Origin of the sequence: Leptotrichia shahii (genome assembly GCF_008327825.1) — a bacterium.
Classification (GTDB): Bacteria; Fusobacteriota; Fusobacteriia; order Fusobacteriales; family Leptotrichiaceae; genus Leptotrichia; species Leptotrichia shahii.
Genome location: NZ_AP019827.1, coordinates 1775176 through 1795504, shown reverse-complemented (window position 1 = coordinate 1795504; position 20329 = coordinate 1775176). Strand labels below are relative to the sequence as shown.

Here is a 20329-nt window from a genome sequence, read left to right as displayed (position 1 = left end):
AAATAAATTAGTTTTGAAAATTTTTGTAATTTAATTATGTTACTCAAACTCCGACAAAGTAAAAAATATAAATACACAATTTTTATATTTTATAGGGGTTTGAGTGCAGTTTAGAATTTTTTTTAAAATTATATTTGAGTAAAAGTAAAAAAATTGTAAAAAGTTGTTGACATTTATTTGAAATTATGATATTATATTTCTTGTCCAAGAGTGATTAAGAAGATATGAAAAAATCACTTACTAAAGGAACGGTGTATAGCGCAGCTCGGTAGCGCACCTGCCTTGGGAGCAGGGGGTCGTAGGTTCAAATCCTACTACACCGACCATGTTATGATTTTGCGGGAGTAGCTCAGTTGGTAGAGCGTCAGCCTTCCAAGCTGAATGTCGCGAGTTCGACCCTCGTCTCCCGCTCCATTTTATTTATAAAGGAAAATTCATATATATGGTGATCGTAGTTCAGTTGGTAGAGCGCCAGTTTGTGGCACTGGTTGTCGCGGGTTCAAGTCCCGTCGATCACCCCATAATATGAGCCATTAGCTCAGTCGGTAGAGCACTTGACTTTTAATCAAGGTGTCACTGGTTCGATCCCAGTATGGCTCACCATTTATTAAATTAAATAATATTTGCGAGAGTGGCGAAATTGGTATACGCACTAGACTTAGGATCTAGCGTCTTCGACATGTGGGTTCGAGTCCCACCTTTCGCACCATAAAAACCCACACAAAATAGTGGATTAGTTCAGTAATATCAGCACTTCTAAAGGTTGATATTTTTTTTTGCAAATATTTACCCTTTAAAATTTTCAACTCATCTCATAAAATTATTCAACTGGTTATTTTTTATAAATTATGCTAAAATAGTTTTGGTAAATTTAAAATAAAAAATTAAATTGTAAATGGAGGAAAGGCATTGGATATTTTAAAAAATGTGGCAAGTGAGCTAAAATTTGGCGAGTCACAAGTGGAAAATACAATAAAACTTTTTGATGAAGGAGCGACTGTGCCATTTATTGCTCGTTATAGAAAAGAAGTTACGGGAAATCTAGATGAGGAGCAAATTAGGGATGTAATTGAGAAAGTTACTTATTACAGAAATTTGGAGAATAGGAAAGAGGAAGTTTTAAGACTTATAGAAGAGCAGGGAAAATTAACTGATGAGCTGAAAAATAGCATAACTTGTGCAACAAAACTTCAGGAAGTGGAAGATCTTTATTTGCCTTACAAGAAAAAGAAAAAAACGAAGGCAGATATTGCAAAAGAGCAAGGTTTAGAACCTTTGACAGAATTTGCATTGATGCCAACAAATACTTTTGAGATGATGCAAAAAGAGGCAGAAAAATATTTGAGTGAAGAAGTTAAGTCAGCTGAAGATGCGATTAATGGAGTGCATTTGATTATTGCTCAAAATATTTCGGAAAATGTGAAAATAAGGGAATTTTTGAGGGATAAAATTTCAGAATTTGGAATTTTGACTTCTAAAGTTGTGGAAAAAAATAAGGAAAATGATGAAAAAGGGGTTTATCAAGATTATTATGAGTATTCAGAACTTATTAAAAAAGCTGCTTCTAATAGAATTTTAGCGATAAATCGTGGTGAAAAAGAAAAAATATTAAAAGTTGACATTGAAATTGACGAAAAAACTGAAAAATTTATAATGGACTTTATTTTGAATACTTTTAAAAATAAAAATTTAGTTGAATTTTTGAGCAAAGTTATAAAAGATTCACTGGATAGATTGGCTTATCCGTCGATAAAAAACGAAGTGAGAAATATTTATACTGAAAAAGCTGAGGAGGAAGCGATTAACATTTTTTCTGAAAATTTAGAAAAACTCCTACTGCAGCCACCTTTAACAAAAAAAACATTAATGGGGCTTGATCCCGGTTACAGAACTGGATGTAAATTGGTAATTATCAACAAAGATGGCTTTTATGAAACAAATGATGTGCTTTTTCTAGTTGAAGAAATGCATAATCCTAAACAGCTTGAAACTGCAAAGAAAAAAATATTGGATTACATAAAAAAATATGATGTTGATATTATTGCAATTGGGAATGGAACGGCTTCTCGTGAAACTGAAAGTTTTGTGGCAGATGTTATAAAAGAAGCATCAAAACCTGTGTCATATTTGATTGTAAGTGAAGCAGGAGCTTCAGTTTATTCAGCTTCAAAAATTGCGATTGAGGAGTTTCCTGATTTGGATGTAACGGCGAGAGGAGCGATTTCGATTGCTAGAAGAATTCAGGATCCGATGGCTGAGCTTGTGAAGATAGATCCAAAGTCAATTGGAGTCGGAATGTATCAGCACGATGTGAATCAAAAAAAATTGAATGAAACTTTGGAACAGACGATTGAACATGTTGTAAATAATGTTGGAGTCAATATTAATACGGCTTCGTGGGCATTACTTAGTTTTGTGTCTGGAATTAAGAAAAATGTAGCTAAAAATCTTGTGGATTATAGGCACGAAAATGGAGATTTTAAGGACAGAAAAGAGCTTATGAAAGTAAAAGGTTTGGGAGCGAAGGCATTTGAGCAGATGGCGGGATTTGTTGTAGTACCAGACAGTAAAAATCCTCTAGACAATACGATTATCCATCCAGAATCGTATCACATCGCTGAAACAATCTTGAAGGAAGCAAATTGTAAAGTTGATGATCTGAAGTTTGATTTGAATGAAGTTAGACAAAAGCTAAAAGCTATAAAACTAGAAAAAATTATAAAAGAAAATAATTTTGGAAATGAAACTGCAAAAGATGTTTATGAAGCATTGTTAAAAGACAGGAGGGATCCAAGAGATGAGTTTGAGAAGCCGCTTCTGAGATCAGATATTTTGAATATGGATGATTTGCAAGAGGGGATGGTACTTGAAGGAACTGTAAGAAATGTAGCCAAATTTGGAGCTTTTGTGGATATTGGATTAAAAGGTGATGCACTGCTTCATATTTCTGAAATAGCAGAAAAATTTGTTTCAGATCCTACAAAGGAACTTTCTGTGGGGCAAATTATTAAAGTTAAAATATTGTCGCTGGATAAGGAAAGAGGAAGGGTGGGACTTACTAGAAAAGGAATTTAACATTAAAAAAATATAAAAATTAGCAAAATAAGAATAAAAATATAGAAAAACGTTTGTACTTTTGTAAAAAATTTGATAATATATAGTATAAGATGTTAATTATTTTAATAAATTATAGAAAGAAGGTTAGAAAAATGGAATTTTTAGTAGGTTTAATACCAATAATTTTATTTTTAATTTTGTTAGCAGTTTTAAAAAAATCTGCGTTGTTTAGTACTTATGCGAGCTTGATTGTAGCGATTATTTTGAACTTTGTCATGTCAAGCTGGCGAATTCCAGTTCAAGGGATTATTGCTTCACTTTTTGAAGGATTCGCAGTGGCTTGGATGCCAATTGGATTTGTAATAATAGCGGCCATTTTTGCTTATGATTTATCAGTAAAAAATGGTAAAATTGAAATTATCAAAACAATGCTAGGAAATATTACATCAGATAGACGTGCACAAGCTTTAATACTTGCCTGGGGATTTGGTGGATTTATAGAAGGTATTGCAGGATATGGGACAGCAGTTGCAATTCCAGCGGCAATTATGATTTCTTTAGGATTTTCTCCTATGGCAGCAGCGATGATTTGTTTACTTGCAAATTCGACACCGACAGCATTTGGAACAGTAGGGCTTCCAGTTACAACAATGATTTCAAACTTTGGATTAAATGCTCAACAGACAGCATTATTTACATCATTGCTATTGTTACTATTAACTTGTATTATTCCTTTTATTTTAGTAATTTTTGCAAATAAAGAAATGGATGGCGGAAAAAATCCAGCTTTTGGAAAAGGAATTTTACCAGTAATTATCGCATCAATTATTGGGTATATGGTACAGCCATTAATAGCTATGGCAACTGGAGCTGAACTTCCTACAATTATTTCAAGTTTATTAGCAATGATTTTAATGATTATTGCAACAAAAATGTTTGTTAAGGCGGAAGAAGGATTCAAAACTGTGGCAGTTTCTACTAAAGATGCAATTTTAGCTTGGCTTCCGTATATTTTAATGGTAGTTTTAATTGTAGGAACAAGTCCAGTTGTTAAAGTTATAAATGAGCCTTTACACGAGCATACAATTTCAACAATTGATTTTTCATTTGGACATTGGGCAACTTGGTTTAGAGATGCAAAAAGTGCAAAAGAAGCTGGAGTTGCGTTTAAATGGATTTTGGCACCAGCCGCACCTTTATTTGCAGCAACAGTTATCGCAGGATTTATTCAAAAAGTAAAAGTAAAAGATATGGTTGAAGTACTAGGTCATACAATTTATCATAAATTAGATAAAATGTTAGTAATCATGGGAATTGTAGCACTTTCAGTAGTTATGAAACACAGCGGAATGACAGCAAGTATTGCTGGTGGTCTTAAAACATTGACTGGATCAGGATTCCCATTCATTGCACCGTTCTTAGGTACAATTGGAACATTTGTTACAGGAAGTGATTTATCATCTAACTTGTTATTTGGTGGAATTCAAGTAGGAGTAGCGAAAGGATTATCACAAAATCCAGCATTGCAATCATTGTTAATTGCAGCCAATACAGCTGGAGCAACAGGTGGTAAAATGATTTCACCACAAAATATCGCAATTGTAACATCAGTTTCTGCAGCATTGAATGGAAAAGACGGAGAACTTTTAGGAAAAACTATTAAATATTCTGTAATGTATGGACTTGTATTAGGTATTTTGACATTTGTTGGAGCAGGAATGCTTCATTAAAGATTTGAAACTAAGAATTATAGAGTTTTAAAAAAGTAAATATAATAGTTAATAAAAAGGAGAATACTGAAGTTATAAAAATTTTGGTATCTCCTTATTTATTTAAAAAATTAAATTTTGTTGCCAAATAAAATATTATTTTATTTTTTAGATGGGATTTAGTATGGGTTATTTAAAAATATATAAAATTGTGATATAATAAAAGACATAAAAACAGCAAAAAAAATAATAAAAAAAATAGGAGGAAGTAATGTCAGAAAACAACAATCCAGAAAAAATGGATTATGCAAAAACGCTTAATTTGCCAAAAACAAGTTTTAAAATGAAAGCTAATTTGGCTCAAAAAGAACCTTTGACATTAAGGGACTGGAAAAAAGCTGAAATTTATGAAAAATCATTGAATGAAGGGGCGCCATTTTTTGTACTGCACGATGGACCGCCTTATGCGAATGGAGATATTCACATTGGACATGCATTAAATAAAATATTGAAGGATATTATCTTAAAATACAAAAGACTTAGAGGATACAACGCACCATATATTCCAGGATGGGATACACATGGGCTTCCTATCGAGTGGAAAATAATGGAAGAACTTGGAGAAAAAGCAAAAAATATGACTCCATTGCAAATTAGACAGGAATGTAAAAAATATGCATTAAAATGGATAGAAAAACAAAAAGAAGGATTTAAAAGACTTGGAATTTTAGGAAACTGGGAAAATCCTTATATCACTTTAATGCCTGAGTACGAAGCAGAACAGTTAAAAGTATTTAAGGAAATTTACGAAAATGGTTATGTTTATAAAGGGCTAAAACCTGTTTACTGGTCGCCTACGACTGAAACAGCTTTGGCTGAAGCGGAAATTGAATACAAAGATGTAGAATCTCATTCAATTTATGTAAAATTTGAAGGAACACAGGATTTATTAGATAAATTAGGAGTAGAGGAGGCAAGTATTCTTATTTGGACAACAACACCTTGGACATTGCCTGCAAACTTGGGAGTATTTTTACATCCTGAATTTGACTATGGATTATACAAAACAGAAAAAGGCAATATTGTAGTTGCAAAAGAACTGGCTGAAACTGTATTTAAGACACTTGGAATTTCTTATGAATTATTGAAGGAATTTAAAGGGACTGAACTTGAGAAGACTCATTACAGACATCCGTTCTTGAATAGAGAAGGGTTAGTAATGCTTGGAGATTATGTTACAGTTGATGCAGGGACTGGAGCAGTACATTCGGCACCTGGACACGGAGCGGACGATTACAATTATTCACGAAAATATGAACTTGGAGTATTATCGCCAGTTGATGACAGAGGGCATATGACAAAGGAAGCTGGAAAATACGAAGGAATGTTTTATGCAAAAGCAAGCAATGTAATTGTACAGGACTTGACGGAAAGCGGACATTTACTGCATCACAGCAAATTTGTTCACTCGTATCCGCATGACTGGAGAAGTAAAAAACCTGTAATTTTCAGAGCAACTGAGCAATGGTTCATTAGTGTTGATGAAAGCGATATTAGGGAAAATGCGATAAAAGCATTGGATGATGTGGAATTTGTACCATCTTGGGGTAAAAATAGAATTGGTTCAATGTTAGAAACTCGTCCAGACTGGACTATTTCAAGACAAAGAGTATGGGGAGTACCAATACCATTGTTCTACAACAGAGCGACTGATGAAGTTATCTATGAGCCAGAAATTATGGACAGAGTAATTGAAATGGTAAAAAAAGAAGGAACTGACATTTGGTGGAAATATGAAGCCAAAGAAATTATTGGGGATGAACTTTTAGAAAAATATAACTTGAAAGATGTGGATATTAGAAAAGAAAGAAGTATAATGGACGTCTGGTTTGACTCAGGAGTTTCACATAGAAGTGTGCTAGTGCCAAGAAATTTGCCAAGACCAGCAGACTTGTACCTTGAAGGAAGTGACCAGCATAGAGGGTGGTTCCAATCTTCATTGTTGACATCGATTGCAAGTACAAAAGATGCTCCTTACAAAAGAATCCTAACTCACGGATTTACAATGGATGGGCAAGGAAGAAAAATGTCTAAATCACTTGGAAACACAATACTTCCAAAGGATATTACAGAAAAATATGGAGCAGATATTTTAAGATTGTGGGTATCTTCAGTAGATTACAGAGAAGATGTTAGAATTTCAGAAAATATTTTGCAGCAAATGTCTGACGCATATAGAAGAATCAGAAATACAGCCAGATTTTTGATGGGTAACTTAAATGATTTTGATTATGCAAATGATAAAGTTGACTACAATGATATGTTTGAAATTGACAAGTGGGCAATGCACAAACTGGAAGAATTAAAGGCTAAAACAACAGACTTTTATGATAAATATGAATTTTACAGTCTATTTCAGGAAATTACATATTTCTGCTCAATGGAAATGTCTTCATTCTATCTGGACATAGTAAAAGACAGGCTTTACTGTGAAGGCACAACTTCAATTGAAAGAAGAAGTGCACAAACTGTATTGACAGAAGTTCTGAAAGTGCTGGTAAGAATAATTGCCCCAGTATTGTCGTTTACGGCTGATGAAATTTGGGAAAGAATACCAGAAACGTTAAAAGAAGAAGAAAGTGTGCATTTATCAAAATGGATTGAAGCAAGACCTGAATATTTGAATGAAGAATTAGCACAAAAATGGGATAAAATCGCACGTCTAAGAAGAGAAGTGAACAAAAAGCTGGAAGCAGAAAGACAGACTGGATTAATAGGACATTCTCTTGATGCAAGAGTTCTTTTAAACATTGCCAATGATGAATATTCATTTATAAAAGATTATACAGAAAATGAAGTTTCTGACTTGTTTATCGTATCTCAAGTTAAATTTGTAAATGATAATTTAGCAGAAAGTGAAATCGAAGGAATAAACATCGCTGTGGAAAAAGCGTCTGGAGAAAAATGTGAAAGATGCTGGAAATACGATGAGGAAGTTGGACACAACCACAATCATCCAGATGTATGTCCAAGATGTGCAAATGTTCTGGAAAAAATGCAATAAAAAAATGTGAGGAGAAAAGAATGCCTTATATAATTATTATTTTGGTTTTAGCTGCATTAGATCAGATTACAAAGCAGTTAATGTACAACATAGCAGGTGGAACGCAAGGTTTTTCAATACCATTAATAAAAAGATTTTTTCATTTGACTTATGTTGAAAATCATGGCGGAGTTTTTGGTCTATTGCAAGGAAAAATCAATTTATTTACAATAGCAAGTGCAGTTTTAATTGTATACGTAATTGCTGCAGAATACAAAAATTTTAAGAACTATAGCAAATGGACAAAAATAGGAGCAGCAGTAGTTGCCGCAGGAGCTATGGGAAATATGATTGACAGAATTTTTCGGGGATATGTGATTGACATGATAGATTTTCGAGGAATTTGGGTTTTCGTATTCAATGTAGCAGATATGTATGTGCATATTGGAATTTATATTATTATAATTGATTATTTGGCGAGAAAATATTTTAAAAAATAAAAAGTAATTTTATAAAATGAATTTTGTTAATAAATGTTATCCCTGTATTTTTATATTTTTTATTTTTTTGAAAGCAAGGGAAATCAATCGCCATTTCCCTTGCAACCCTGGCTTGTCTAAGCATTTTTTGAAAACAAAAACGAAACTTGCTACGTAAAACTTCGCTCAAACAGTCGTTTTCATTTCCAAAAAATCACGACAATTTTTATTTAATTATACAAAGGCAATTTGGTTAAATGAATTTCCAAGCAAAATTTTGTTAGAAGAAAAATAGTTATTTGAGCTTTTGGAAAACACTTTAAATTAAATAAAGTTATTTAGATTAAAATAACTTTTATTCAAAAGCGAGTTCTATTTTTCTTTTATAAGAAAGTTTTGCGTAAAGCGGGAGTAGTTCGTAGAACTTTCGCCATAACTTTTAAGTGATAATCAGTTAAAGATGTTAAAATAATTGTTATTGCGAAAAGGGAGGTATGGCGTTTGATACCTCTGCGTCAAAAAACTAAAATAAATAAAATAAGAGTAATAATTATTAATCAAAATAATCTAAAATGAAAATTTAGTAAGATTAATGTATTATGAGCAGATTTAATTTAGTAAAGATATTTTAGATAGAAAAATAGGAAAAATAGAGAAAGGATAGAGAGAAATGACTTTTCAGGAAATTATATTAACTCTTCAAAAGTTTTGGGGAGATAAAGGATGTATAATATCAAATCCGTACGATATTGAAACAGGTGCGGGAACGTTTAATCCAGACACTTTTTTAATGTCACTGGGTCCTGAACCTTGGAATGTTGCCTATGTTGAGCCATCACGTCGTCCAAAAGATGGAAGATACGGTGAAAATCCCAACAGAGTGTATCAACATCATCAGTTTCAGGTAATTATGAAACCATCGCCAGAAAATATTCAGGAACTTTACTTAGAAAGTTTGGTGGCATTAGGAATTAATCCTAAGGAACATGACATAAGATTTGTGGAAGATAACTGGGAAAGCCCTACACTTGGAGCGTGGGGATTAGGATGGGAAGTTTGGCTGGATGGAATGGAAATTACACAGTTTACATATTTCCAGCAAGTTGGAGGACTGGAAGTTGACATTGTTCCATCTGAAATAACTTACGGACTTGAAAGAATCGCACTTTATTTGCAAAATAAGGACGATGTAAAAGATTTAGAATGGACAAAAGGTGTAAAATACGGAGAAAGAAGATTTCAGTTTGAGTATGAATTGTCAAAATACAGCTTTGAAGTAGCAGACGTTCCAATGCACTTCCAACTTTTTGATATGTACGAAAAGGAAGCCCAAAACTGCCTAAACAACGACTTAGTATTCCCAGCCTACGAATATGTTCTAAAATGCTCACACACATTCAATAACCTTGACGCAAGAGGAGCAATCAGTACCACAGAAAGAATGTCCTATATTTTAAGAATTAGAGATTTGGCTAAGAAGTGTGCAGAGAAATTTGTGGAGGCAAGGGAGAAATTGGGATTCCCATTGCTGAATAAAAAGTAAATGGGAAATATTTTTTCAGTAAAACAAATATTTAATTACTAAAGAAAAATTTCTTAAAAAATATAATATTATAGATATTATTTAGAGAAAAAATAGTTAAAAAAAATGTAAATTTGTAAAGGAGAGAATTAATTATGAATTTTCTTTTTGAAATAGGATTGGAAGAATTGCCTGCACGATATGTGGATAAGGCGGAGAAAGATCTGAAAAAAATAATAGAAAATGAGTTAAAGGCTGAAAGAATCAAGTTTTCAGAAATTGAATCGTTTAGTACGCCTAGAAGAGTTACTGCGATTATAAAGGATTTGGCTGAAAAACAGGATGATTTGGATAAAAAAAGCGTAGGGCCTTCGGTTGAGATTGCTTATAAGGAGGGTCAACTTACAAAAGCTGGAGAAGGTTTTGTGAAATCGCAAGGTGCTACGATTGATGATATAAAGATTATTGAAAATGAAAAAGGAAAATATATTTCGATTGAAAAATTTATTGCAGGAAAGAATACTAAGGAGATTTTGCCTGAAATATTGAAAAATGCGATAAAGAAAATAGAGTTTGAAAAGTCAATGAAATGGGCGGACAGAACATTTAGATTTGTAAGACCGATTAAATGGTTTGTAACTTTGTTTGATAATGGAGAAATTTTGCCTTTTGAGTTTGAAGGTCTAAAAGGTGGGAATAAGACTCGTGGAATGAGATATTTTGCTTCTCAGGACATTGAAATTAACAATCCGCTTGACTATGAGAAAATATTGCTTGAAAATTTTGTTGTTGTAGATGGTGAAAAAAGAAGAGAGGAAATTTTGAAAAGCATAAGGGAAAATGGTGAAAAGGATGGAGATACTGCTATAATCAATAAATATTTATTGGATGAAGTGGTTAATGTGGTAGAATATCCTTATGCAATAAAAGGTGAATTTAGCAGGGATTATTTGCAGCTTCCTGAAGATATTATCACGATTACATTGGAAACTCATCAAAGATATTTTCCAGTAAAAGATAAAGATGATAGATTATCTAATAAATTTATTGTTATAAGAAATGCGCCTGAATATTCGGAAACTGTGAAAAAAGGGAATGAAAAGGTTGTAGAGCCAAGACTTGCTGACGCGAAATTCTTCTTTGATGAGGATTTGAAAAATAAATTTGCAGATAATGTGGAAAAATTGAAGGAAGTTACTTTCCAGAAGGATATGGGAACAATTTTTGAAAAAGTTAAAAGAAGTGAGAAAATTGCTGAATATCTGATTTCAGAGTTAAATTTGAGTGATAAGAAGGAAAATATCATAAGAACTGTGGATTTAGCAAAAGCGGATCTTGTTTCAAATGTAATTGGAGAAAAGGAATTTACAAAATTACAAGGATTTATGGGTTCAGTTTACGCTGAAGAGCAAGGCGAAGAGAAAGATGTAGTACTTGGAATTTTTGAACATTATTTGCCACGTTATCAAGGAGATGAACTACCTACAACTATGGAAGGTGCCATTGCTGGAATAGCTGATAAGATGGATACAATAATTGGATGTTTTTCAGTTGGATTAAAACCGACAAGTTCTAAAGATCCTTATGCATTAAGACGTGCAACGCAAGGAATTATCCAAGTTGTATTAAATTCAAAATTATCCTTTGACTATAAAGAATTAATTGAGAAGTCTTATGAAATTTTTTCGAGTGATAAAAAAGTGCTGGAAAAAGATGTTGTAAAAGACGTGACAGAATTCTTTAAGCAAAGAATAATTAATGTACTTTCTGAAAAATATAAAAAAGATCTTATAAACTATGAGATAAATCTTGAAAGCAATATTGTGGAACTTGATAAAAAATTGTCTGAACTTCTAAAATTATCACAAACTGAAAACTTTGAGATTTTAATTAATCTTTTGAAACGTGTAAAAAATATTGTTAAAGATGAAAAAAATGAAAATCTAAATATTGACAGTACATTATTTGAATTGGATGAAGAAAAGGCATTGTATAATTTTGCGAATCAATTGGAAAGTATGGAAAATAAAGATTTTTCAAGTTATATTGAAACATTGTTAAATAATGCCGATACAATTAATCAATTTTTTGATAATGTAATTATTAATGCTGATGATGAAAAATTAAAAAATAATCGTATCGCATTATTGAAAAAACTAGAAAATTCTATTGATAAAATGATAAATTTATAATTTGAATTTTCGATTCCTATATAAAATATTAAAAATGCTAGAAATTGTTTAGTTTCGATTGTTTTATCGTCAGAGAGTTTAAAATTCTAAATGACTAATAAGTCAGGATAAATTAGTGTTTTGTAGTGAAGAGATGTACTAAATATAAAGGCTGAAGGAAAATATTATTGATTTTTTTATTGACTTTTTATTAAAAAAATGATATCATAAATTGTAAATAAAAATTTAGTTAGAAGATTTAATTTTAGCTAAAGCATTGATTTTTCTTTTAAAATGTTGTATAATCTAAGAGAGGATTAGGAGAAAGAAGTGCTAATTTAAAAAATTTAGAAAATAAAATTTCGGGAGGAATTAAAATGAAAAAGTTAATTATTTTAGGAACAGCTTTATTGGCTTTAAATGCAGTAGCATCTGAAATACAAATTAAAAGTGGATATGATTTCTACAGAAAATTTAAAGCAGGATCAAGCGAATTTAGTAATGATTACAAACTTAAGAATGGACCAACTCTTGGTTTAGAATATATTGTTGATAACCAAGGTGAATTTGAATGGGGATTAGGAACAGAATATAAATTATCATCTCATTCTGGAAAATTAATAAGAAAAGATGATAAAGCTAAATTAATGAGAAGTGTTCCAGTTTATGCATTAGGTAAATTTAACTTAATCACAACTAACAATGGTAATGATGCTTTATACGTATTAGGAAGAGCAGGATATAACTTTGCTCACGAAACTAAAAATGTAGATGGTAAAGTTAAAGGTGGATTATATACTGCAGCAGGAATTGGTACTGAATTTGGACCAGTTTCATTAGAAGCTATTTACGAAAGATCAGGAGTTAAAGTTAAAACATCTGATGCTTTAGGAAATACTGAAAGATCAAGAAATTATAATGATGCAGTAGGAGTTAGAGTAGGATATAGATTTGGACAATTGAAAAATGACAGATCACCTAAAATCATAACTCAAACTGTTACAGTACCTGTACCAACTCCAGTGCCAGCTCCAGAACCAGCACCAATTGTTAAACCAAATACTGCAGTATTACCATTTAGTTGTGAAACTGATACAAAAAAATGTGTAATTAGAGGATTTAAAGTAGACGGTAGAGTACCTAACGAAGGTGAAGCTGCTGACTTGAGAACTATTGCAGGTGTAATTAACCAATTTGCTGATGGTGGATCAATTGATTTCGTTGGACATACAGATTCAACTGGATCAGATGCTTATAACCAAAAATTATCAGTAGCAAGAGCACAAAACGTAGCTAGATTATTAAGAGACTATGGATTGAAAAACTCTATTTCTTACGGAACAATTACTGGTCAAGGAGAAAGCAACCCAGCTGACACTAATGATACAGTTGAAGGAAGATACAACAACAGAAGAGTTGAATTATTCTTCCAAAACGTTGACTTCACTAACGTAAAATTCATTAATCAATAATCTTTAAAATAAAAGGTTTAAAATATAAATTTTGGGGGAGACATTTAGTTATGTCTCTCTTTTTTACTATATAAAAAAATTACTAAATAGACTTAATATTTAATTTTTATTTTTACAGAAAAAAATTAGATAAATATTGATTTTTAATCTAATAAATGATATTATTTAAATAGGTTTTAAGAGTTTCAAATATATTTTGAGGTGGTGTTATGGATTTATCAAAAATTAAACTGGTTGTAATAATTCAATGTGAAATTGCAAAAAGACGTTGCAGCGGATATCATTGCAGCCAGTCATTTTACGAGAGAAGTGGTGGATTTTTAAAATATCCAATGGAGCAGGATATGAGAGTTTTGATGTTTCAGTGTGGAGGATGTAATGGGAAAGGAGTTAATTCTCTTTTGTCAAATGTAAATAAATGTTTGAAAAAAGAAGGGAAGATTACGCCTGAAGAAGTGGCTATACACTTTGCTTCTTGTATTACGCTTGACAATCATCATTCTTCCAGATGTATGTTTTTAAATTATATGAAACAGCAAGTTTCTAAAACTCCATTTAGAGATTCACTTATTTTGGAAGACACCTGGCATTCTAAAACTGCTACTAGAAGACGTGCAGAAGGGATTTACAAAACAAATAAAAACTAGAAAAATCAGGAAAGGAAAGCTATGAAGGAAATCATTGTAGAGATAAAAAACGAACAGGGAGTCCATGCACGACCATCAGGACAGATTGTCAATATTGCAAAAAAGTATAATGTGGCTTTGGAAATAGAAAAAGTTTTGGAAAATAAGCAAACAAAAGATAACAAGGAAGAAAATGAAAAAATTGATGGTAAAAATGTATTTGGAGTTATGATGCTTGGAGCTGAAAAAGGAGAAAAATTAAAACTTAGGGCAATTGCAGAAAATGGAGAAAATCCAGAAGAAGAGGAGAAGTTGCTGGAAGAATTAAGACAATTAATAGAAGTTAATAAATTTTTTGAATAAATATAAAGAAGGGAGAAGAACTGGCTTTTGCAGGCAGTTCTGAAGTACAAAATGAACGAAAAAGAATTTGAGACATTATTAGAGGATTATTTACCTGAAGAAAAGAAATCTGGAGATGTAGTTGAAGGAATTATTACAAGAAAAGAGATGGATTACGGATTTCTTGATTTAAATGCAAAAAAAGAAGGAAGAATTTATGCTAGCGAAGTTAAAGACTTTGAAATTGGAGATAAAATTGAAGTAAAAGTTTTGAGAGAAGATGAGGATAATATCATTGTTTCAAAATTTGTGCTAGATAGGGCTAAAGAATTGGCATCATTTAATGTTGATGACATTGTAACAGGAGAAATTGTTAAGAAAATCAAAGGGGGATATACTGTAAGAATTGGAAAAAATGAGGCATTTTTACCATTTTCTCTTGCTAGATTTGAAAAGGATAAAGATTATGCAGGACAAAAATTTAAATTTATTATAAAAGAAAAAAATAAAAGTAATATAACTATTTCAAGAATTGATTTGATAAAAATTGAAGAGGAAAAATACTTTGAAAGTGTTAATGTTGGAGATGTAGTTGTAGGAAAAGTTAAGGAAATATTTGACTTTGGAATTATTTTGGATTTAGGGGTTACGAGCGGATTTATTCATATTTCTGAAATTTCTTGGGATCAAGTGGATAGTTTACATGAAAAATATAAAATTGGAGATGAAGTAACTGCTAAAATTATTGAGAAAGATGTTGAAAAAAATAGATTAAAATTAAGTATAAAACAATTATCGGAGGATCCTTGGGTTGAATTTGAAAATAGTCATAATGTTGGAGATGTAGTTGAGGCTGTTGTTAAGGACGTGCTTGATTTTGGAGTAGTTGTAACTGTTAATAGAAATTCTGGGTTTGTGCATGTTTCGGAACTTGCTTGGCATAATGGATCTAAAGAATTTAAAAATTATAAGGTGGGAGATAAATTTTCAGCAAAAATTATTCAAATTGAAAATGAAAAGAAAAATGTTAAATTAAGTGTAAAACAGCTTTCAGAAAATCCTTGGGATACGGTAAAGGAAAAATACCATGTAGGAGATATTATTGAAAAGCCAATAACAGAAGTGTTTGATTTTGGATTACTAATCTCGCTTGAAAAAGATATTGATGGACTTTTACATGTTTCTGACTTATCATATAAGAGAGAATCTAATTTGACTTCAAAATATAAAGCTGGAGATTTGATTAAATTTAAAGTAGTTGACTTTAATGATGAGAAAAATAGAGTTACTTTAAGTGCAAAAGCGTTACTTGATGATAAATGGGATGTTCTTGAAGAAACTTATGACTTTGATAAATCATATAAGGGAAAAGTTATGAATGTTCAAGATTATGGAATTTTTGTTGAGCTTGAAAAGGGAATAGAAGTATTTATTCACAAAAATGAATTTTCTTGGGATAGAAGAGAACATAAGGAATATAAAGTTGGCGATGAAGTTGAATTTAAAGTAATAGTAATTGACAAAATTGAGAAAAAATTGTCTGGAAGTATTAAACAGCTGGAAAAATCACCTTGGAAGGAAGTCACTGAAAAATATAAAAAGGGAAATATTGTAAATACTGAAATTGTGGAAATTCAGGAAAATTTTGCACTTGTTAAATTAACAGACAGATTTAATGGAATTATACCAAAAAGAGAATTGACAGAGGAATTTTTGAAGGATATTTCTGAAAAATTCTCAATTGGAGATAAAGTTGAAGCTGTAATCACGGATATTAATGAAAAGAGAAAATCTATTGCATTATCTGTAAAAAAAGTTCAGGAAATGGAAGAAAAAAAAGAGATGGATGAACTTATGAAAGTTTACGGAGTTTAATTTTATAAAATAAATTTAACAATAGTCAGAAAAATGCTGTTTGAAAGGGATAAAGATTTCATATTATTTGTAAAGCATATATTGAATATATAGTTATGTATAAAAAATAAATTTTACATAATTAAAAAAAAGTGCTAAAATATAATAGTAAATATACAATGTTGAAATTATATGGAGGTAAATTTAATGGCAGGTAAAACTGAATTTATGAAATACGCATATTTCGATAAAGAAATAGTGGAATTTGAGAAAGCGACAGTAAGTATTGCAACTCACAGTTTACAATATGGAACAACTTGTTTTGGAGGTGTCAGAGGATATTACAGAAATGGAAAAGTATCAATTTTTAGACTAAAAGACCATTATATAAGACTTATGACAGCTTCAAAAATGCTAGGTTATGAATTTTTTATGGAATGGGATGAATTTAAAAATATCGTGACAGAATTGGTTAAAAAGAATGACATAAAAGAAGATTTTTATATGAGACCGTTTATTTTCTGTAAAGAACCAAGATTATCACCTAAAAAAGCAGGACTCGATTTTGATTTAGCAATTTATATGTTGCCACTTGCAGATTATGTAAGTACAAAAGGTGGATTAAAATTAATGAGTTCAACTTATAGAAAATATAACGATTCATCTATCCCAACTAAAGCAAAAGCAGGCGGATCTTATGTTAACTCATTCCTAGCAACAAGTGATGCACAAAGAAATGGCTATGATGATGCGTTAATGTTTGATGATACAGGAAATGTGGTGGAAGTTTCTGTTGCGAATATCGTATTAATTTACAGAGACCAAGTAATTATCCCTGATACAGGAAATGCAGCTCTTGAAGGAATTACAGTAAGATCAGCATTAGAATTACTGGAATATAACGGATATAAAGTTAATCGTGGAAAAATTGACCGTTCAATGGTATTCACAGCAGATGAGCTGCTAGTAACAGGAACAGCAATGAAAATTACTTATGCTGAATCATTAGACCAAAGACCAATCGGACAATTGGACTTTAATGCAGCACCAAAACCTGGTAAATTCTATGAATTGTTAAAAGGTGAATATGAAAAAGTAATTAATGGAGATCATGAATTATCTAAAGAATGGTTATTTGTTGTTGAATAAATTTATAGTTCTTTCAAAATTAGATGATTATAACAATATAAATATTCTAAAATAAGAGATTTTATCTCTTTAACAAAATAAAAATACACTGAGAATACTAGAAAAAAGTATTGAAGGTGTATTTTTTTATTTATTTATAAGGAAATTAAATTTATATTTTTAGATATTTACTGATATATTTGATAATTTTAAAGGGGCTGTCTCAAAACGTTTAAAATTTTGAGTTCAGCTTCTTTTTTTCTGAAAAAAGAAAAAACCGAGATAAAATCTCGGCAAAATGGTATAATTGAATTATGACAGACAAAAATAACCATTCAACTAATTGTACTACATTTTTTCCAAATTATCAATTGTTTTTTCCTATGGATATTGGAGTTAATATCTCCAAATCAGTACCTGTTAGAGTAATTAGCAAATTATTGGAGGGATTGGACTATAGATATTTAATGCAAGCATACTCTAAAAATAAAGGTCGTGGGCATAAAATTGAAGCTAATAAGATGTTTTTTATCATTGCATATGCTATGTTTGACGGTGTTAATACTACTAGAGCTGTAGAGAAAAATTGTAGGGAAAATATTAATTACATGTGGATCTTAAGGCGAAGCTCTGCCCCTGATCATAACACAGTTGCCAGATTTATTGACAACTATAAAATTCAAATTGAAGATCTGTTCTATCAGCTGATAAATAAATTAATCGAATTAAATGAAATTGATTTGGAAAATGTATTTATTGACGGTACAAAAATTGAATCCAATGCAAATAAATATACATTTGTATGAAAGAAAGCAGTTAATAAATTTTATGAAAAATTAAAAATTAAGGTAAATGATTTCTTGCATTCATTTAATGAAAATAACAATACTGAATTTAATGATATTTATGAAATAGAAAAGTATCTGGAAAAAGAAATCTTAGATAGGAATATTGAATTTGTTTATGGAAAAGGAGTCCGTAAAACTCAACAGCAGAGAGATTATGAAACTGTAACTTCCTACATAGCAAAAGAAAATGAGTATAATATGCACCTTAAAATTTGTGGTAATAGAAACAGTTACTCTAAAACAGACAAGGATGCAACGTTTATGAGAATGAAGGAAGACTACATGAGAAATGGTCAGCTGAAACCGGCATACAATTTACAGATAGGTGTAAATTCTGAATACATTGTAGGTCTGGATTTGTTTCCTAATCCTACAGATGTAAGAACGCTTATTCCATTTTTATCAGGATTGGAAAATAAAAACTTAAAATTTAGAAATATTGTTGCAGATGCAGGATATGAAAGTGAAGAGAACTATGAGTATCTCTTTAACAATAACTATACTCCATATATAAAGCCACAAAATTATGAAAAGCAGAAAAGCAGAAAATTTAAACAGGATATTTCAAGGGTAGAAAATATGTCATTTAATGAAGAAACCGATACATATACATGTGCAAATAATCAGAAACTTGAATTCAGGTATACGTCAAAACAAAAAAATAGAAGCGGATATATCGGAAAAGAAAGTATATGAATGTAACAACTGTGAAGGATGCCCTTTTGCAGTAAAATGTAAAAATACATCTCATAACAAAAAACTTTATGTAGCAGATAATTTTTTAAGGTTTAGAAAGCAGTCACAGGAAAATATAGCGACAGAAAAAGGAATAATGCTTAGGATGAACAGGAGTATTCAGGTAGAAGGGGCATTCGGAGTGTTAAAGCAGAACATGAACTTTAAACGCTTTAAATACCGTGAAAGATCTAAAACTAAAGTTGAAGCTTTACTATTTGCTATTGGATATAATTTAAGAAAATATTTTCATAAAAAAGTGCAGGGACGTGAAGGCATGAAACTTCATAAATTAACTGTTAACTAAGTTTTAAGAGAGAGAAGGTTCTCTAATTTTTTAGTGCAGTTTTTCTTTGATTAGAAAAAATTCTAATCAGATAACTGTAAAAAATTTAGAGAGCTTTTAATTTGGAGAAAAAAAAAGAAGCTGAACTCAAAATTTTAACCATTTTGAGACAGCCCCTTTTGTTAAATACTAGAGAGTGTACAGAATTTTGTGTAAACTCAAAATATAATATATGGTACAGGATGGTAGTTTTATCATCCTGTTTTTAAAGTCTTCCTTCAAAATAAATGGGTGTGTAAAAAAAATGATGTCAAATCAAGGACTATACAATGGTTTTCTTGCTTCAGGATTAATGTGGAGTTTAACCGAAACTGGAGAATTTCAATTTCAGATTGCAATTTTCTTCCTGATTTGTATTGTTTGTGCAGCTATTTATGGTTCTGAAACAGTTTCAAAAAAAATATTTTTACTGCAGGGAATACCTGCTTTACTAGCGATTACGTCGCTATTGCTACCATTATTATTCTGGTAAAAAATACTTTAAATAAAATTTTCCAATACACCTTAAATTTAATGATAAAAATTAAAAGTTTTCAGGTGTATTTTTTTATAAAAAAAGAGAAATAATTCTAATTTTTTAAAATTATTTCTCTATAAAAAAGTTATTTATACTAAACCCCATTTGAAAATAGGAATAAATTTTTATAATAGGGTTATTTGATAGCTATTTCATAATCATTCAACTAATTACTATGTTTTTTTTTATTTTTGTAGGATTGCTCATCGCCGCAAATCCTACAACCTATGGCTAGTCTACGACATTTTTCTGCATTGATAAAAAACTCGCTATACTCAAACAGTTTTGCCAGCACAGAAAAATGCTCCGACGGATCAGTTTATATTAGATTCTGTTTAAAAAGTAAAAATTATATTTTAATTATTTGAAAATATTAGGTTTTTATCCTTTCCTAGAAAAGTTTGTAATAAATTCGTTATTTAAATGGAGTTTAGTATAAGATTATCGTATCTTCTTGCTAATTCTATAGCTCTATCTGCT

General features: G+C 30.8%; 15 protein-coding genes and 5 tRNA genes. All 20 read left to right on the top strand.

The window, feature by feature from the left end:
* Positions 1–249 precede the first annotated feature (249 nt).
* Positions 250–326, top strand: a tRNA-Pro gene (locus F1564_RS08310).
* 12 nt (positions 327–338) lie between these two features.
* Positions 339–414, top strand: a tRNA-Gly gene (locus tag F1564_RS08305).
* Positions 415–445: 31 nt separating this feature from the next.
* A tRNA-His gene (locus tag F1564_RS08300) sits at positions 446–521 on the top strand.
* Between the two features lie 6 nt (positions 522–527).
* A tRNA-Lys gene (locus F1564_RS08295) sits at positions 528–603 on the top strand.
* Between the two features lie 22 nt (positions 604–625).
* Positions 626–709 (top strand) — tRNA-Leu (locus F1564_RS08290).
* Positions 710–909: 200 nt separating this feature from the next.
* Positions 910–3075 (top strand): Tex family protein, encoded by a 2166-nt coding sequence (locus tag F1564_RS08285; protein WP_018450527.1) that lies wholly within the window; start codon positions 910–912, stop codon positions 3073–3075.
* 134 nt (positions 3076–3209) lie between these two features.
* Positions 3210–4787 (top strand): L-lactate permease, encoded by a 1578-nt coding sequence (locus F1564_RS08280; RefSeq protein ID WP_018450528.1) that lies wholly within the window; start codon positions 3210–3212, stop codon positions 4785–4787.
* A 250-nt stretch (positions 4788–5037) separates the two neighbouring features.
* Positions 5038–7830, top strand: a complete 2793-nt coding sequence (ileS, locus tag F1564_RS08275) for an isoleucine--tRNA ligase (protein ID WP_018450529.1) — start codon at positions 5038–5040, stop codon at positions 7828–7830.
* Between the two features lie 20 nt (positions 7831–7850).
* Positions 7851–8309, top strand: coding sequence for a signal peptidase II (lspA, locus tag F1564_RS08270; RefSeq protein WP_018450530.1), 459 nt, complete (start codon positions 7851–7853; stop codon positions 8307–8309).
* Between the two features lie 649 nt (positions 8310–8958).
* On the top strand, positions 8959–9831 hold the full coding sequence (gene glyQ, locus F1564_RS08260; RefSeq protein ID WP_018450532.1) for a glycine--tRNA ligase subunit alpha: 873 nt from the start codon (positions 8959–8961) through the stop codon (positions 9829–9831).
* A 134-nt stretch (positions 9832–9965) separates the two neighbouring features.
* Positions 9966–12002: a glycine--tRNA ligase subunit beta gene (gene glyS / locus F1564_RS08255; protein ID WP_018450533.1), complete on the top strand. Its 2037-nt coding sequence runs from the start codon at positions 9966–9968 to the stop codon at positions 12000–12002.
* Between the two features lie 356 nt (positions 12003–12358).
* Positions 12359–13453 (top strand): OmpA family protein, encoded by a 1095-nt coding sequence (locus F1564_RS08250; RefSeq protein ID WP_018450534.1) that lies wholly within the window; start codon positions 12359–12361, stop codon positions 13451–13453.
* A 209-nt stretch (positions 13454–13662) separates the two neighbouring features.
* On the top strand, positions 13663–14100 hold the full coding sequence (locus F1564_RS08245; RefSeq protein ID WP_018450535.1) for a CGGC domain-containing protein: 438 nt from the start codon (positions 13663–13665) through the stop codon (positions 14098–14100).
* A 21-nt stretch (positions 14101–14121) separates the two neighbouring features.
* Positions 14122–14442, top strand: coding sequence for an HPr family phosphocarrier protein (locus F1564_RS08240; RefSeq protein WP_018450536.1), 321 nt, complete (start codon positions 14122–14124; stop codon positions 14440–14442).
* Positions 14443–14493: 51 nt separating this feature from the next.
* Positions 14494–16296 (top strand): S1 RNA-binding domain-containing protein, encoded by a 1803-nt coding sequence (locus tag F1564_RS08235; RefSeq protein WP_026231246.1) that lies wholly within the window; start codon positions 14494–14496, stop codon positions 16294–16296.
* A 186-nt stretch (positions 16297–16482) separates the two neighbouring features.
* Positions 16483–17424, top strand: coding sequence for an aminotransferase class IV (locus tag F1564_RS08230; RefSeq protein ID WP_018450538.1), 942 nt, complete (start codon positions 16483–16485; stop codon positions 17422–17424).
* A gap of 293 nt (positions 17425–17717) precedes the next feature.
* Positions 17718–18209, top strand: a complete 492-nt coding sequence (locus tag F1564_RS08225) for a transposase (RefSeq protein WP_051074859.1) — start codon at positions 17718–17720, stop codon at positions 18207–18209.
* Positions 18210–18263: 54 nt separating this feature from the next.
* Positions 18264–18947, top strand: coding sequence for a transposase (locus F1564_RS08220; RefSeq protein WP_083917101.1), 684 nt, complete (start codon positions 18264–18266; stop codon positions 18945–18947).
* Positions 18841–19293 carry a transposase gene (locus F1564_RS08215; RefSeq protein ID WP_083917102.1) on the top strand — a complete coding sequence of 151 codons (453 nt, stop codon included), beginning with the start codon at positions 18841–18843 and terminating at the stop codon, positions 19291–19293. Before F1564_RS08220 ends, F1564_RS08215 begins: the two co-directional genes overlap by 107 nt.
* Before the next feature lie 283 nt (positions 19294–19576).
* Positions 19577–19804, top strand: a complete 228-nt coding sequence (locus tag F1564_RS08210; protein WP_018450539.1) for a DUF1304 domain-containing protein — start codon at positions 19577–19579, stop codon at positions 19802–19804.
* The last annotated feature ends 525 nt before the right edge of the window (positions 19805–20329 follow it).